Raw genomic sequence first — 14,518 nt, forward strand, 5'->3', positions numbered from 1 at the left:
GGGGTCCGCGCCTTGTGGGCACGCTGGGGGAGCACCATGCAGCCCGTTTAGGGCTGCGGCACTAATCTGCGGGTAAGTGTATGTCTGCGCCGCTGATATGTCTTTGCGTTCTGTGCCGTGTTTAGGCTATTCTGAGAAAGAATCTTTCTCTTTTCAGCCGCTTTGTGAACACTCTCGACAAATTCGATATCGCCATCCTCAACGAGCTGCAGGCTGACGCCCGACTGACGAATGCCGAGCTGGCCCAGCGGGTGGGCCTGTCGGCCGCGCCCTGCTGGCGCCGCGTGCGGGCGCTGGAGGAGCAGGGCTTCATCAAGGGTTACCGCGCCGAGATCGACCGGCACAAGATCGGCCTCGGGGTGCTGGCCTTTGTGCGGCTGGATGCGGACCGCAGCACCGGCAACCTCACGCGCAAGATGGAGGAAGCCATCCGCCAGATCCCCGAGGTTGTGTCGTGCCACTACATCAGCGGCACCGGTACCTTCGAGCTGCAGGTGGTGGCACGAGACCTGGACAGCTTTTCGCAATTTGCGCGCGACGTGCTGCTGAACCTGCCCAATGTGAAAGACATGCACACCAGCTTCTCGCTGGGCGAGGTGAAAGCCAGCGGGGCGCTACCGCTGACGCACCTGAGCCGCCCCCGCTGAGCGGCCTGCGCGCCGGATCACCTGGCGCGCTCAGCACACGCCCATGGCAGCGGCGGTGCCGCGCCGAAACCGCCTCGCAGTCAACGCGGCCACAACGCCCACAGGCGCAGGTTCTGTTTGAGCCGGCCTGCGATGTCGCCCGCCTCGGGCCCCCAGCCGGTGAAATAGTCCGCACGCACCGCACCGAGGATGGCGCTGCCCGTGTCCTGCGCCAGCACCAGGCGGTTGAGCTGCACCTGCGGGCCGGACGAGGCCAGCCATACGGGGGTGCCGTAGGGGATGCTCTGCCGGTCCACCGCAATCGATCGGCCCGGCGTCAAGGGCACGCCCTGCGCACCACGCGGGCCAAAACCCGCGTCCAGCGGGTTCAGGGGTTCTTCGCGGAAGAACACGTAGCGGGGATTGCTCCACAGCAGCTCATTAGTGCGCTGGGGGTTGGCAGCCACCCAGGCGCGGATGCCGGGCCAGGTCGCATCGCGCGTCAGGCCCTGGTCCAGCAACCAGCGGCCCACGCTCTGGTAAGGCTGGTCATTGGTGCCTGCGTAGGCCACCCGCACCAGCGAGACCGAGCCATCGGGCTCGGTGATGCGCAGACGGCCCGAGCCCTGGATGTGCAGCACCATGGACTCGATGGGATCACGCAGCCACGCAATGGCCCGGCCCGCCAGCGCAGCCTGGGCCTCGGGCAGGGTATCGATCTGCTGGCGCGTGTACCAGGGCTTGCGCGCCCCAAGGCTCGCGGGCACCCGGTAGATCGGCACCGTGAAGCCGTTGCCGGGCTGGCGGGCCGCGTCCATCATGGGCTCGTAATACGCCGTCAGCAGACCATCGGGGTTGCCATCGGTGGCCTCGACGCGGTAGGGCTGCAGGCGCGCAATGAGCCAGGCGCGCTGCTCATCGGCCGTGGCAATGCTAAGTTGCCGCACCTCGCTGCACAGCGCCGTGAAAGGCGGCTGCGGCCGCTCGCAGCTCTTGATCCACGCGTTCCAGGCTTCGTGCAGCGCATCTTCGGTAAAGCCCGGCAGCTCGGCCCAGCGCACCGGAATCCATCGGCTTTTGGGTTGCGCCATGGGCGGTGGCAGGGGGCCGGTGTCCCCCGGCAGCACCACTGCACTGGGCGGCAGCGGCGCGGGAGTGCCCCCAGGTCGTGCGGGGGCGGGGGCAGGGGGCGTGGAGCAGGCAGCCAGCGTTCCTACAATCAGCGCGGTCAATGCAACGCGCAGGAGTGTCAATTTCATGGGGCTGATTTTGCTTGAAGCGCTGCTGGCGCTGGTGGTCCTGGTGGCCATCGTGTGGTGGACCATGTTCTCGGGCCGCAAGGGGGGCGAACTCCAGGCTCCGCAGCCCCCGGACGACGACAAGCAGCCTCCCCCATCGCCTTGAGCCGCCGCTAAGCCCCCAGCGGGTACGGCCCCGTCCTACAAGCGATGGGCCAGCGGGCTGATGGTGCAAGCGCACCCTGGGCCCGACGATGGCGTGAGCCGGGTGATGACACCGCGCCGATGCGCGGAACAGGGCGAAACCCCGACAAGGCTGCGGGCGCGAAGCCCGCCCACCCGGCGCCACCGACCTTCAAGGAGCACACACATGCGCACACACATTCAACTTCTCGGCGCGACCGCCGCCATCGTTCTGGTCACCGGATGCGCCAACATGGACGACACACAACGCCGCACAGCCACAGGCGCCGGCATCGGCGCCCTGGCGGGCGCGGTGATCGGCTCGGCCACTGGCGGCAGTGCCGGGACGGGCGCCGTGGTGGGTGCCGGGGTCGGGGCACTGGGCACCTACATCTGGTCTCAGAACATGGAGCGCCAGAAGCGTGAAATGGAACAGGCCACCCAAGGCACCGGCATCGCCGTGACCCAGACGGCGGACAACCAGCTCAAGCTCAATATCCCCAGCGATATTTCTTTTGCTGTGGGCCGTTCGGACATCCAGCCCAACTTCGCGCCGGTGCTGGACCAGTTTGCTGCCAGCCTGCGCAACAACCCCAACACCGACGTGCGCATCGTGGGGCACACGGACAGCACCGGCAGCGACGCCATCAACAACCCGCTGTCGATGGACCGCGCTGCGAGCACCCGCAACTACCTCACGGCACGCGGCGTGGACGGCCGCCGCATCGTGATCGAAGGCATGGGCGAGCGCTACCCCATTGCCACCAACGACACTGCCGAAGGCCGTGCGCGCAACCGGCGGGTCGAGATTTTTGTGGGCGAACGACCCCGGGGTTGATCAGCCCGGTACCAGACCTCGCCCAAGGGACGGGCTCACTGCCCCGCACGCAGCAGGTTCGCCAGTTCCACGGCGGACTTGACCTGCATCTTGTCGAACACCCGTGAGCGGTGTACCTCGACCGTGCGCACGCTGATATCCAGCTGGTCAGCGATGAGCTTATTGGGAAGACCCGCGACCACCAGGTCCATCACGTCCCGCTCCCGCTCGGTCAGCTCGCTCAGCCGCACTTGCAGGTCGCTGCGCTCGCGCAACTGGGCCAGCCGCTCGGACGATTGGGATAGCGCCTGTTCAATGCGGTCCACCAGGGCGTTGTCGGAGAACGGCTTCTCGCAAAAATCGAACGCCCCCCGCTTGACGGTGTCCACGGCGGTGGGCACGTCCGCATGGCCGGTGAGAAAGATCACCGGCATGGTGGCCAGGTCACCGCGCGCGGCCAGCACGTCAAACAGTGCCAGCCCGCTCATGCCGGGCATGCGCACATCCAGCAGCAGGCAACAGGGCTGGCGCTGGGGCGGCCGCTTTTGCAGCATGGCATCGAAGGCCTCGGCCGAATCAAAAGACTCGCTGGGCAGCCTGCGCGAGCGCAGCAGCCAGGCCAGCGCCTCGCGCACGCTGGCGTCATCGTCCACGATGTACACGGTGGCGTTGGTGATGGGCTCCATAAATCAGTTCTGTGGTCCATTGCAATATCTGTCACGCGCACACGATGAGACCGCCAGGGCTAGTCGCAGGCCCGTGCCATAAGCCTCAGGATGTGGCGCCATTGCTCACGGGCAGCGTGAATGTAAATACCGTACCACGGGGTTCATTCGGCGCAAATCCGAGGAAACCGCCGTGTTGTTCGATGACGGTGCGGCACATGCTCAGCCCCAGGCCCATGCCCTCGGGGCGGGTGGTGAAGAACGGGGTGAACAGCTTTTCTGCGACTTCGGGAGGAATCCCGGTTCCCACGTCGGTCACGGCAAATTCAATCCAGCCATTGTGCGGGTTGGAGGCCGCACGCCGCACCCGGATATCCAGCACACGATTGCGCACACCAGGGTCATCCATGGCCTGCATGGCGTTGCGCGCCAGGTTCAGCAGCACCTGCTCCACCATGGTGCGGTCGCACAGCGCGGGCGCCAGGCCGGGCTCGATGGAGGTGTTCACGCGCACCCCCAGCTTGCGGGCCTGCAGGCTCACCAGCGGCAGGATGGCATCGAGCAATTGCTGCGCATGCACGGCCTCGCGGGCCTGGTCGCGGCGCCGCACAAAGTCGTGCACGCTCTTGATCACGCGGCCCGCCCGCTCGGCCTGTCGGGCGATCTGGCGCATGGCCATGCGCACATCCTCCAGGGCATCGTGTTCGGGGGTGGACGCACCGGCACTGGCTCCGACGCTGGCGGGCGTGGCATGTTCCAGCAGGTTGATAGAGCCGTTGGCGTAGCTGGAGATGGCGGCCAGCGGCTGGTTGAGTTCGTGGCTGAGCAACGAGGCCATCTCGCCGACCGTGGCCAGCCGTGCCGTGGCCTGCAGACGCTCCTGCGAGGCACGGGACAGCTCCTCGACCCGGCGCTGCTCGCTGATGTCCAGGAACGCGCTCATCCAGCCCGTGTGCTGGCCTTGGGCATTGATGAGCGGCGCCTCGATGATCAGCACGGGAAACCGCGTGCCGTCCTTGCGCATGAACTCGGACTCGAAGCCCTCGCGCGGAGGCATGGTGCCTGCAAAGCGGATGGCCTGGCGGTGGCGGTATTCCTCCACACGCTCGGGTGGCCAGTAGGGTGCAGACATGCTCAGACCCAGCAGCTCCTGCGGGCTGAAACCCACCATCTCGCAAAAGGCCGGGTTGACGTAGGTGATGCGCCCCTCCAGGTCGCGCGCGCGCAGCCCGGTCACCAGCGAGTCCTCCATCGCCTTGCGAAAAGCCAGCGCATCGGCCAGGTCGCGCTCCGCGCGCAGGCGGCGGCGGTTGTCGCGCACCAGCACCACCATCACCGTCACCAGCGCAATCGACATGGCCGTCACCAGGGCCGTCAGCACATTGGGAAACAGGCTGGGAGCGCTGTGCCAGCTGTCCATGCGCAGCACCAGCGTGCTGCCCGGCAAGTCCAGCAGGTGCTGCGCCGAAAACATGCGCGACCCCCGGCGCGCCGCGCCCAGCACCGCCAGCCGGGTGCCGTCGGCCTCGGTGAAGGAGGCTTCCTGGCTGCGCGTGAGGTTGTGCCCCACCAGATTCGCCAGGATGTCCTGCAGCGCATAGGTCGCGACGAGATACCCCAGGGGGCGGCCGCTGGCCGATAGCGGAACACACAGCTCCATCATCTCCGAGCCCAGGCCGTCGCCATGGGGTTGGAAGTAGCTGCTGGAATACGCCGGCCCCCCCAGGCGACGCGCGTTGGCGCAGGCGATGGTGAGATCCGACTGGCCGCTGTCGCGCAGCCGCATGTCCCAGGCCACCGGGCGGTAGGGCGACTGCACGTGGGTGCGCATGCGCAGGTTGGCATCGCGCAACTCAATGCGCACCAGCTCGCGCCGGTTGCGCAGCAGGTCGGACGCCTCGACCTCCCAGGCGAGGTGGCTCGGGTTGTCACTGGGCAGGGCCTGCAGGCTTTGCAGGTTGTGCGTCAGCGCGGTGCGGATGTCCGAGACTGCATCGGCCGTGTCGCGCTCCAGGCGCGTCTGCACCTGGCTGGCTTCATAGCGTCCGGCCAGCCACACCATGGTGGCCAGCATGGAGACCACGAGCAGCACCAGCGCAGTCCACAACGACCAGCGCCGCCAGGCGCCGCGCCAGCGCTGCAGCAGGGTGCGTTTGACGGGGGTGGGTTTCACAGCACGCGGTGGGTCAATGCGGGCAGCTGGGCGCGCACGGCACTCAGGCGCTGCACATCCAGCTCGCCGGCCACCACGCCAGCACCCTGATCGCGCTGCGCGAGGATGCTGCCCCAGGGGTCCACCAGCATGCTGTGGCCCCAGGTGTGGCGACCGTTGGCGTGCACCCCGCCTTGGGCGGGGGCCAGCACATAGGCCAGGTTTTCTACCGCGCGGGCACGCAGCAACACCTCCCAGTGCGCCTGGCCCGTGGTGTGCGTGAAGGCGCTGGGCACCAGCAGCAGGTCGGCCCCCGCTCGGGCATGCGCGCGGTACAGCTCCGGAAAGCGCAGGTCGTAACACACGGACAACCCCACGCGCCAGCGCTGACCACTGCGCGCTTGCAAGTCAAACTGCACCGGGGTATCGCCAGCGTCGATGACCCGGCCTTCGTCGTACTGTTCAGCGCCGTTGCTGAAGCGAAAGAGGTGGATCTTGTCGTAGCGCGCAACGCAGGCACCCGTCGGGTCAAAGACCAGCGTGGTATTCCGCACCCGGTCCGGCGCATCGGTGGCCATAGGCAGGGTGCCCCCCACAATCCATATCTGCAGCGCGCGTGCGGTGTCAGCCAGAAACTGCTGGATCACTCCGGAGCCTGCGGTCTCGCGCAAGGCGAGCTTGTCGGTGTCCTTGTATCCCATCAGACAAAAATACTCTGGCAACACCGCCAGCTCGGCGCCGCCCAGCGCAGCCTGCTCCAGCAGCTCACGCGCAACCCGCAGGTTGTCGTCCAGCGCGGTGCTGGACACCATCTGGATGGCAGCGACTTTCATGAAGGTTCTCCGGTCTTGGGGGGTGGGCTGGCGCGGGGCGCCGCTTCGGTGGCAGGGCTCGCTTCGCGTGCGCGGCGCGCCACGCGCACCACCCGGGGATCGGTCCAGGTACCGTCGATGCGGAACTCCTGCGTGGCCGCCTCAATGAGCGGGCCACGCAAAAACACCTGGGCCAAAAAGCTGCCCAGGCCAATCACCGGGTTGATGGCCGTGGCCACGAGCGAGGCGGTCATGGCATTGATCTCAGGCACCACGACCACACGCAGGTCCTGCGTTTCCTGGTCGATGTTGGCGCTGCCTTCCATCAGCACGGCTGCGTTGACGCCCTTCATCTGCAGGTTGTTGGTGGTGGCCACGCCGCGCTCGATGCGCACATCGCCCCGCACAAAATCGAACGCGAAGCCTTCGCTGAACACATCCCGAAAATCGAGAGTCAGCCGGCGCGGCAGCGACTGCAAACTGAGCACGCCCAGCAGCTTGGCCAGCCCGGGATCGGCCTTGAGAAACTGGCCGGACTCGACATTCAGGTTGATCTGCCCGGTCATGCTGCGGTAGTCGGGGCTGAACGGCGCGCCAATCCAGCCCACCTGACCCTCCATGCGGCCCTTGCCACGCCGCACCACGTTGGCCATGCCCAGGCGAGCCAGCAGGTCGCCCGAATCGCGAATATCGAGCTTGAAGCTCAGCACCGTGCGCCGCTCGGCAGAGCGGGGGCCGGCCGCAGCGGCGTTGAGCACTGCCCAGTTGCCACTGGCGGTGAACGCGGCCTCGGGCGCGGTGATGTTGAACTTGGACAGGCGCCACTCACGCAACACGCCCTCACCGCCCCGGTTCTGGGCCTCCATCTCCACCCGCCCCAGCCGCTTGCCCCGCAGCTCAAAGTCGTCCACCACAATGTCCAGCGCGGGCAAGTTGCCCGGTTGCTCGTTGAGCAGCTCTTCGACCTGGGTCACATCACTTTGCGGCATGTTCACCCGCGACAGGCGGGCAAACAAGCGGCCGTTGCTGAACTCGGGCGACCCAGGCTGGCGATATTCCAGATAGCCATTGAGTTCGGTGGCATCGAGGTTGGCACGCCAGGTGGTGCCCTCCCGCAGCGCGCCTGCCACCACGTTGTGCAAGGTGCGGCCTTGCAGAGTGAGTTCCCGCGCACGCAGCGCCAGCGTGGTGGGCAGATAGTCCTGCGCCATGGCCTGCCCCACCGGTGCGGCGGTCGCTCCAGCGCTGCGCGCGGTGGACTCGGCGGCAGTGGCCCGGGTGAGCACATCGTCCCACGCATCCACGTCCAGCTTGCCCTGGTTGATGTTGGCGGCCACACCTTGTGAAGGCATGGGGGCGAACTCGCCATTGCTCAGGCCCACACCGATGGCGCCGCGCAGCACGCGGGGCTGGGGGCCGCTCAGGTCGCGCACATAGGTGGCCGATCCGAGCGGCCCCAGGTCGAGCGTGATCTGGTCTCGCAGCGGTGGGGCATTGCTCCCGTTGCCGTTGTTGTTCGCCAAGCCCGCCAACGATTCGCGCGCCACCTGGTTGTCGAAGCGCAGGGGCAGGCTGCTGTCCGCAGCCTTGCCCAGCGGGGGCGGCAAGGCCAGGGCCAGGCCCTGCAGGCTGGTGTTCACCTGCAGCTCAGGCACCCCGCGTCGAAAAGACAGGGCCAGTGTGTACGGTGCGCTGCCGGTGGCCCGCCGCGCCAGTTGCGACAACATACCCAGCTGCGGGGTTTGCTGCAGCCCCTCGGCCGTGGCTGTCCCCTGGGCACGGATCTGCACCGCCGACTCGGTGGCCGGGGCATTGGCCGCCAGCGCGCGCATGCCGCCTTCCAGCCGCACGGGGCCGCCCAGCGCCTGGGCCTGCACATTGGACAGCGAAAACCCGGTCTCGCTGAACTGCACGGCGCCACGCACGCGGGTGAGTGCAGGGGTGTCGGGGGTGATGCGCAGTTCGTTGCCCGCCAGCGTGACGCTGCCCTGCACCTTGGATTTGTTGATGTCGCTGATGGGCAGGCTCAACCGCAGCTGGAAGTCGGCGTTGCCCGTGCCGCTGGCCTGCTCCAGCGCATTGCCCGTCATACGGCCCAGCGGCGAGGTGGTCATGAGCGTGAGCAGCTCGGCCAGCGGGCCGCGCGCATCGGCACTCACGCCGACCACGGTATGCGCCAGGTCTGGAATGCGCGCCTCGACCTTGGACAGCCGCAAGCCCTTGCTACCCGCAAAGCCGCCGCTGGCGCCGCGCACCTGCATGGACGAGCGTTCAAAAATCAGCTCGCCCCCCAGATCGGTCAGCGCAGGCCAGGGCAGGGTGCCTGCGGGTTGCAGCGCGGTGGGTACGTAGGCGTAGGTGACGTCCTTGACGCGCGCCGCAATGCGGAACTCGCCCTGCTTGGGGTCATTGAAAGGCAGGTCGTGCAGATCGCCCTTGACGCGGAACTGCACATTGCTGGCGCTGCCGGCGACCACCGCATCGCGCACGTAGTGGCGGGATTCGACGGGGATCGACAAGGGCAGGTAGCGGTGCACGCGTGTGCCGTCGGCGCGGTGCAGCGTGCCGGTGAGGTCCAGCACCCCCGGAAAACGCGACCGGTGGGGCGCCTTGGAGGGGTCGCTGGTGTGCCAGGTGGCACGGGCATCTCCCTGAGCGTCGGCATTGGCAAACTGCACATCGTTGGCCTGCACGGCGATGCGGCCACCGTCCACCTGCCAGCGCACGTCGGCACTGAGCCGGTCGAGCGGCAGAACTGGCTCCTCAAAAACCCCCGGCAGCACCAGCGCCCCCGACGCCATGGTCAGCGCCGCCTTGCCCCCTGCCTGGGTCATGTCGATGTCCACGTTGGCGCCCCGCAGGCCCAGGTGGGCGGGGGTTGCGCCATCAGTGGCACCGGCCAGCGCCAGCCCCTGGATGCGCCCCTTGACCTGGTACTGCTGCAGCGCATCCAGCGGCCCCTTCCAGGTGGCCTGGATCTCGTCCACCAGTCCTTGGGGCGTGTAGGTGCGCAAGGCGTCGTGGGCGGCCGTCCCCAGCGGCAGGCGGCTGGCCACCTGCGCCAGGGCCGCCAGGTCCAGCCGGTCGGCCCGCAACTCGCCTTGCGCCGGGGCCTTGCCGTTGGCATCGGTGTGCACCAGCCGCAAGTTGCCACCGGGCCAGGTCAGGCCATCATCGGTCTGGAACTGCAGCGCCTGCGTCGAGAATTCAAAGCCGCCGGTGAGCCTCCGCCCCCCCAGCCGGCCCTGGATGGAAGGAAGAACCAGCGGGCGCAGATCGGCGGCCAGCGTGGTGTTCACATCGGCCAGCGCCAGGTCGGCCGTGCCCCCCACCACCTGGCCGCTGCGCACATCTGCCCAGGCCCGCAGCGCGCCCCGGCCTTGCGCCACCTCGATGCCCACATCGGCGTGGTGCCGCAGGTGCGACACATCGACCCGCGTGAAATGGGCAAACACCTGGCCGCTCCAGTGCTTCCAGTTGCCATCGCGGGCGCGCAGCAGCGGCGCGCGAAACAGACCGACCAGACTGAAACGGTCGCCCCATTCCGGCGGCGGTGTGGCATCCACCCGAAGGTTGTGGTGCCAGTTGCCGTTGCGCAAAACCAGGTCCACCTTTTCCAGCGCCAGCTCGGGGGCGCCGCGCTGCTCGTCGGTCCAGCGCACCGTGCCACTCTTGATATAGACCTCGCCCTGCGAGAACAACCAGTCGGCCGCCGCGCTGCTATCGCCCTGGTTCTCGGCAAACTCCAGCCCCGCCACATAGATGCGCCCGTCGCTCGCGCGCCGCACATCCAGGTCCGGGCCTTCGATGTAAAGCTGCTCAAACCCCCACTGCAACAACGAACGGGGTGACAGCGCCACGACCACCCGAGGCAGGTGCAACGCACTGCGGCCCGAGGCATCCAGCAGCGCGACGTCAGACAGCTCGATGGACGGGATCAACCCCTCGGTGCGGGCCACGATGGCGCCGATCTGCACGGGAACCCCCAATACCCGTGCGGCCTGCGCCTGCAACTGTGGGCGGAAATCACCGATTCGCGGCACAATCCAGCCATGAAGAGCCCCCCATGCGATGGTCAGCAGCAGCCAGAACGCGAGCAACAAGCCCAGCGACCACCGCGCAAAACCTGCAACTATTTTCAGCAGGCGTGAGGGGTGCGAGGTGGGATCGATCATGGTGAGATGGAAAGTGGCAGGAATTATGACCCGCAGCCCTGGCGTGGGTTCACTCGTGACCCGAGTGCCCAGTGAGCTTTTGTATGCCGTCGGGCCCGCACACCAGCACCCCGCTCCCCGTCCAACATCCGGCTGTGGCTGCCATGCATCCCTCTCTGTCTGACCCCCGCTGCCACCAGCCCCTGCCCGAGGGCCCCCTGGCCGAACATTCCCGCTTCTACCAGCGCCTGCACCGCCGCTACGCCAACGACCTTCCGCTGCTGCCCCCGGGCGTCCCGGTGCTCGCGACCATGGAACAGGCCTACGACGCCCTGTGCGCACGTGGCTGCGATACCGGAACCGCGCTGCGCGTGCTGCGCCAGCTGGTCATGGAACGGCTGATCCAGCTGGACTGCGAAGCGCAGACACCCCTGGCCGACATCACCCGGGCCGTGACCGAACTGGCCGAGCTGGCCCTGGACCGCGCCTGCCAGCAGGCGCGCCGCGAGCTGGACGAACGCCATGGCGCACCGCGCGGCCCGCAGGGCCAGCCCGTGCAGCTGTGGATCATCGGCATGGGCAAGCTGGGCGCCCGCGAGCTCAACGTTTCCAGCGACATCGACCTCATCTATGTGTATGAGCACGATGGCGAAACCGCCGGCATGCCCGATGGCCGGGGCCGCATCTCCAACCACGAATACTTTGCGCGCGCCGTCAAGGCCATCTACAGCCTGGTGGGCGACACCACCGAGCATGGCTTTGTCTTCCGGGTGGACCTTGCCCTGCGGCCCAACGGCAACTCGGGCCCCGCGTCGGTATCCCTGGCCGCGCTGGAGGAATACCTGCAGGTGCAGGGCCGCGAATGGGAACGTTTTGCCTGGCTCAAGAGCCGTGTAGTGGCCCCGCGCGACTGCATTGGCCGCCCCGAGGTGCAAGCACTGCGCGGCGTGGTCCTGCCGTTTGTGTTCCGCCGCTACCTGGACTACAGCGTGTTCGACGCGCTGCGTTCGCTGCACAGCCAGATCCGGGACCATGCGTCCAAACGCAGCGCCGGGCACCCCGAGCGCGCCAACGACGTCAAGCTCTCGCGCGGCGGCATCCGCGAGATCGAATTCACCGTGCAGCTGCTGCAGGTGGTGCGCGGCGGGCAGTTCCCCGAGCTGCGCCGCCGCCCTACGCTGGATGCGCTGCAGCGCCTGGCCCACGCGGGCCTGATGCCCCAGGAGACCGCCGACGCGCTGGCCCGGGCCTATGTGTTTTTGCGCCGGGTGGAGCACCGCATCCAGTACCTGGACGACCAGCAGACCCACGTGCTGCCCACGCGCGATGACGACCTGGCCTGGATCGCCAGCACCCTGGGCTACAAGGACTGCTGCGCCTTCCTGCACGAGCTGGACGCACACCGTGAGCTGGTGGCCCAGGAGTTCGACACCCTGCTGGGAGGCAACGGCAAAAAGCAATGCAGCGGCGGCGGCTGTGGCGGCCCCCGGGCAGCGGCACCGCCGCCCCCGGAACTGGAAGGCCTGCTGGAGCAGCTGCCACCGGGCTTTCGCGAGCGTGTGGCCGAGTGGCGCAACCACCCGCGCGTGGCCGGTCTGCGTGACGAAGCGCGCGCGCGCCTGTTCCGCCTGGTGCAGCGCACGGCCCAGTGGCTCAAGGAAGGACGCGTCACCGAAGAGGCGACCGTGCGCCTGGCCAACTGGCTGGAGCCGCTGCTGCGGCGCGAGAGCTATCTGGCGCTGTTGCTGGAGCGGCCTTCGGTGCACGAACAGCTGCTGCACCTGCTGGGCGCGGCCAAATGGCCCGCACGGTACCTTCTGCAGCACCCCGGCGTGATCGACGAGCTGGTGGGCGACGCACTGCTGTCCGAGCGTTTTGTGGTGGCCGACTTTGAACGCGAGTTGGGCATGCGCCTGGCGTCGCTGCGCTCCACCGGTGAGGACGACGACGAAACCCTGCTCAACCTGCTGCGCCGTGCGCAGCATGCCGAAACCTTCCGCACCCTGGCGCGCGACGTGGAGCGCCGCATCACGGTCGAGCAGGTGGCCGACGACCTCAGCGCGCTGGCCGACAGCGTGCTGCGCATCACCAGCCAGTGGTGCTGGAGCCGCCTCAAGAGCCGCCACCGCGACGAGCCCCAGTTCGCCATCATTGGCTACGGCAAGCTGGGCGGCAAGGAGCTGGGCTACGGCAGCGACCTGGACATCGTCTTTGTGTTCGACGACGACGATGAGCGCGCCCCCGAGGTGTACGCGGCCTTTGTGCGCAAGCTCATCAACTGGCTGACCGTCAAGACGGGCGAGGGCGACCTGTACGAGATCGACACGGCCCTGCGGCCCAACGGCAACTCGGGCCTTCTGGTCACGAGCTTTGAAGCCTATGCCAACTACCAGCAGCAACGCGGCAGCAACACCGCCTGGACCTGGGAACACCAGGCCATGACCCGTGCGCGCTTTGTGATGGGCAGCGAGGCCTTGCGCGAGCGCTTCGACGCCGTGCGTGAGGCCGTGATCACCTCCGCCCGCGACCCGCTGGCGTTGAAGGACGAGATCGTGACCATGCGCGAGCGGGTGCGCTCGGCCCACCCCACGCCCGCCGGCCGCTTCGATGTGAAGCACAGCCCGGGCGGCATGGTGGACGCCGAGTTTGCCGTGCAGTACCTGGTGCTGTCGCAGTCTGCGGCCCACCCCGAGTTGCGCGGCAACCTGGGCAACATTGCGCTGCTGCAGCGCGCCGAGCAAGTGGGCCTGCTGCCTGCCGGTGTGGGCCACGCAGCCGCCGACGCTTACCGCGAACTGCGCCGGGTGCAGCACGTGGCGCGCCTGGACGAGGCGCCCACCCAGGTCACGCCCCCCGCACTGCAGACAGAGCGCGATGCCGTGCTGGCGCTGTGGGCAGCGGTCTTCGGCTCTGCCGCCGCATCGGTCTGATCGACGGGCGCACAGCGCAGGGGACGGCCGACTTCTGGAGGGGTCGCCTTCCCCTTCCACACCCTATATTCGGATGGTGCAAAACCTCCATCCGATCTGCCCAGCCCCCGCTCCAAACAGCCGCTCCGCACGGGCAGAGACACCGCCGAAACACCTTCGACATTTTCTGAAACAAAAATTTAATCAATCGTTTGATTAAATAGTGCTGTAATCCGGCTCCATGTCAGATTCAGCCTCCAGGTCGCCCCGGCCTTCCATGCCCCCTCCACCGCCTACGGAAGGCGCGCAGGCCCGCGCACGGCTGCTGCACGCAGCGTTGCGCCTCTTTGCCGAAAACGGCTTTGCCAAGGCATCCATCCGCGACATTGCCCAGGCGGCGGGGGTCAACCCGGCCTCCATCAGCTACTACTTTGGCGACAAGAACGGGCTGTACCGCGCGGCGTTCACCGAACCCATGGGCAGCCCCATCGCCGTGGATGCCTGGCCGGACACCTTGCCTGCGTTCATCGAACTGCTGATCCAGAGTTTCATGCAGCCCCTGCACGAAGGCGATCTGGTCGAGCTGTGCATGCGCTTGCACTTTCGCGAAATGCTGGACCCGACCGGGCTGTGGCAGCAGGAGCTGGAGTGCGAGATCAAGCCCGCGCACGCCGCGCTCGTGGGTCTGCTGTGCAAGGAGTTCGGCCTGAAAACCGCCGATGACGACGTACACCGTCTTGCCATGGCCATCACCGCCCTGGCGCTGCAGTACTACGTGGGCCGCGACGTGGTGCAGGCGGTGCGCCCCGGACTCACCGCCACGCCACGGGGGCTGGCCGCCACCACATCACGGCTGGTGGACTTTGCCCAGTTCATGGTGGACGGGGAGCGCCAGCGCCGCGCTACGGCCCGCGCTGCTGCGTCCGCCAAAAAAACCTCCTCTTCCCGTACCCCAGAGTGAC

10 protein-coding genes are annotated in these 14,518 nt (G+C 67.7%); 5 read left to right on the forward strand and 5 right to left on the reverse strand.

Annotated features, from left to right (window positions below; all coding sequences use genetic code 11):
• Nucleotides 1-164: 164 nt before the first annotated feature.
• The gene (locus tag ACOYR4_RS22240) at nt 165-647 is read left to right on the forward strand and encodes an Lrp/AsnC family transcriptional regulator (protein ID WP_015016245.1); all 483 of its coding nucleotides are present in this window, start codon (nt 165-167) and stop codon (nt 645-647) included.
• Between the two features lie 80 nt (nt 648-727).
• Here the strand turns inward: ACOYR4_RS22240 and ACOYR4_RS22245 are convergent, their stop codons facing one another.
• Nucleotides 728-1,951 carry a murein transglycosylase A gene (locus ACOYR4_RS22245; RefSeq protein WP_209816848.1) on the reverse strand — a complete coding sequence of 408 codons (1,224 nt, stop codon included), beginning with the start codon at nt 1,949-1,951 and terminating at the stop codon, nt 728-730.
• Between ACOYR4_RS22245 and ACOYR4_RS22250 the strand changes: the two genes are divergently transcribed.
• Together ACOYR4_RS22250 and ACOYR4_RS22255 are read left to right on the forward strand one after the other, a co-directional pair.
• Nucleotides 1,884-2,030: a hypothetical protein gene (locus ACOYR4_RS22250; protein WP_209816847.1), complete on the forward strand. Its 147-nt coding sequence runs from the start codon at nt 1,884-1,886 to the stop codon at nt 2,028-2,030. The genes ACOYR4_RS22245 and ACOYR4_RS22250 overlap by 68 nt on opposite strands.
• Nucleotides 2,031-2,234: 204 nt before the next feature.
• A complete protein-coding gene (locus ACOYR4_RS22255; RefSeq protein WP_422848084.1) occupies nt 2,235-2,885 on the forward strand; it encodes an OmpA family protein in 651 nt (216 codons plus the stop codon).
• 35 nt (nt 2,886-2,920) lie between these two features.
• Here ACOYR4_RS22255 and ACOYR4_RS22260 read toward each other — a convergent pair whose 3' ends face one another.
• The 4 genes from ACOYR4_RS22260 to ACOYR4_RS22275 all read right to left on the reverse strand — a co-directional run bounded on the left by ACOYR4_RS22260 (nt 2,921) and on the right by ACOYR4_RS22275 (nt 10,668).
• Nucleotides 2,921-3,550, reverse strand: a complete 630-nt coding sequence (locus ACOYR4_RS22260) for a response regulator transcription factor (protein WP_422848085.1) — start codon at nt 3,548-3,550, stop codon at nt 2,921-2,923.
• Nucleotides 3,551-3,635: 85 nt separating this feature from the next.
• Nucleotides 3,636-5,720, reverse strand: coding sequence for a two-component system sensor histidine kinase NtrB (locus ACOYR4_RS22265; RefSeq protein WP_422849696.1), 2,085 nt, complete (start codon nt 5,718-5,720; stop codon nt 3,636-3,638).
• Nucleotides 5,699-6,514 (reverse strand): carbon-nitrogen hydrolase family protein, encoded by an 816-nt coding sequence (locus ACOYR4_RS22270; protein WP_110960799.1) that lies wholly within the window; start codon nt 6,512-6,514, stop codon nt 5,699-5,701. Before ACOYR4_RS22270 ends, ACOYR4_RS22265 begins: the two co-directional genes overlap by 22 nt.
• A complete protein-coding gene (locus tag ACOYR4_RS22275) occupies nt 6,511-10,668 on the reverse strand; it encodes a YhdP family protein (RefSeq protein ID WP_422848086.1) in 4,158 nt (1,385 codons plus the stop codon). The genes ACOYR4_RS22270 and ACOYR4_RS22275 overlap by 4 nt, the downstream gene beginning before the upstream one ends.
• 143 nt (nt 10,669-10,811) lie before the next feature.
• On the opposite strand from ACOYR4_RS22275, the gene glnE reads away from it, so the two are divergent.
• Nucleotides 10,812-13,577 (forward strand): bifunctional [glutamate--ammonia ligase]-adenylyl-L-tyrosine phosphorylase/[glutamate--ammonia-ligase] adenylyltransferase, encoded by a 2,766-nt coding sequence (gene glnE, locus ACOYR4_RS22280; protein ID WP_422848087.1) that lies wholly within the window; start codon nt 10,812-10,814, stop codon nt 13,575-13,577.
• Between the two features lie 256 nt (nt 13,578-13,833).
• Nucleotides 13,834-14,517: a CerR family C-terminal domain-containing protein gene (locus ACOYR4_RS22285; protein ID WP_233250406.1), complete on the forward strand. Its 684-nt coding sequence runs from the start codon at nt 13,834-13,836 to the stop codon at nt 14,515-14,517.
• Nucleotide 14,518 lies beyond the last annotated feature (1 nt).

Source organism: Acidovorax sp. M14 (assembly GCF_049331375.1).
Lineage (GTDB): Bacteria > Pseudomonadota > Gammaproteobacteria > Burkholderiales > Burkholderiaceae_C > Acidovorax.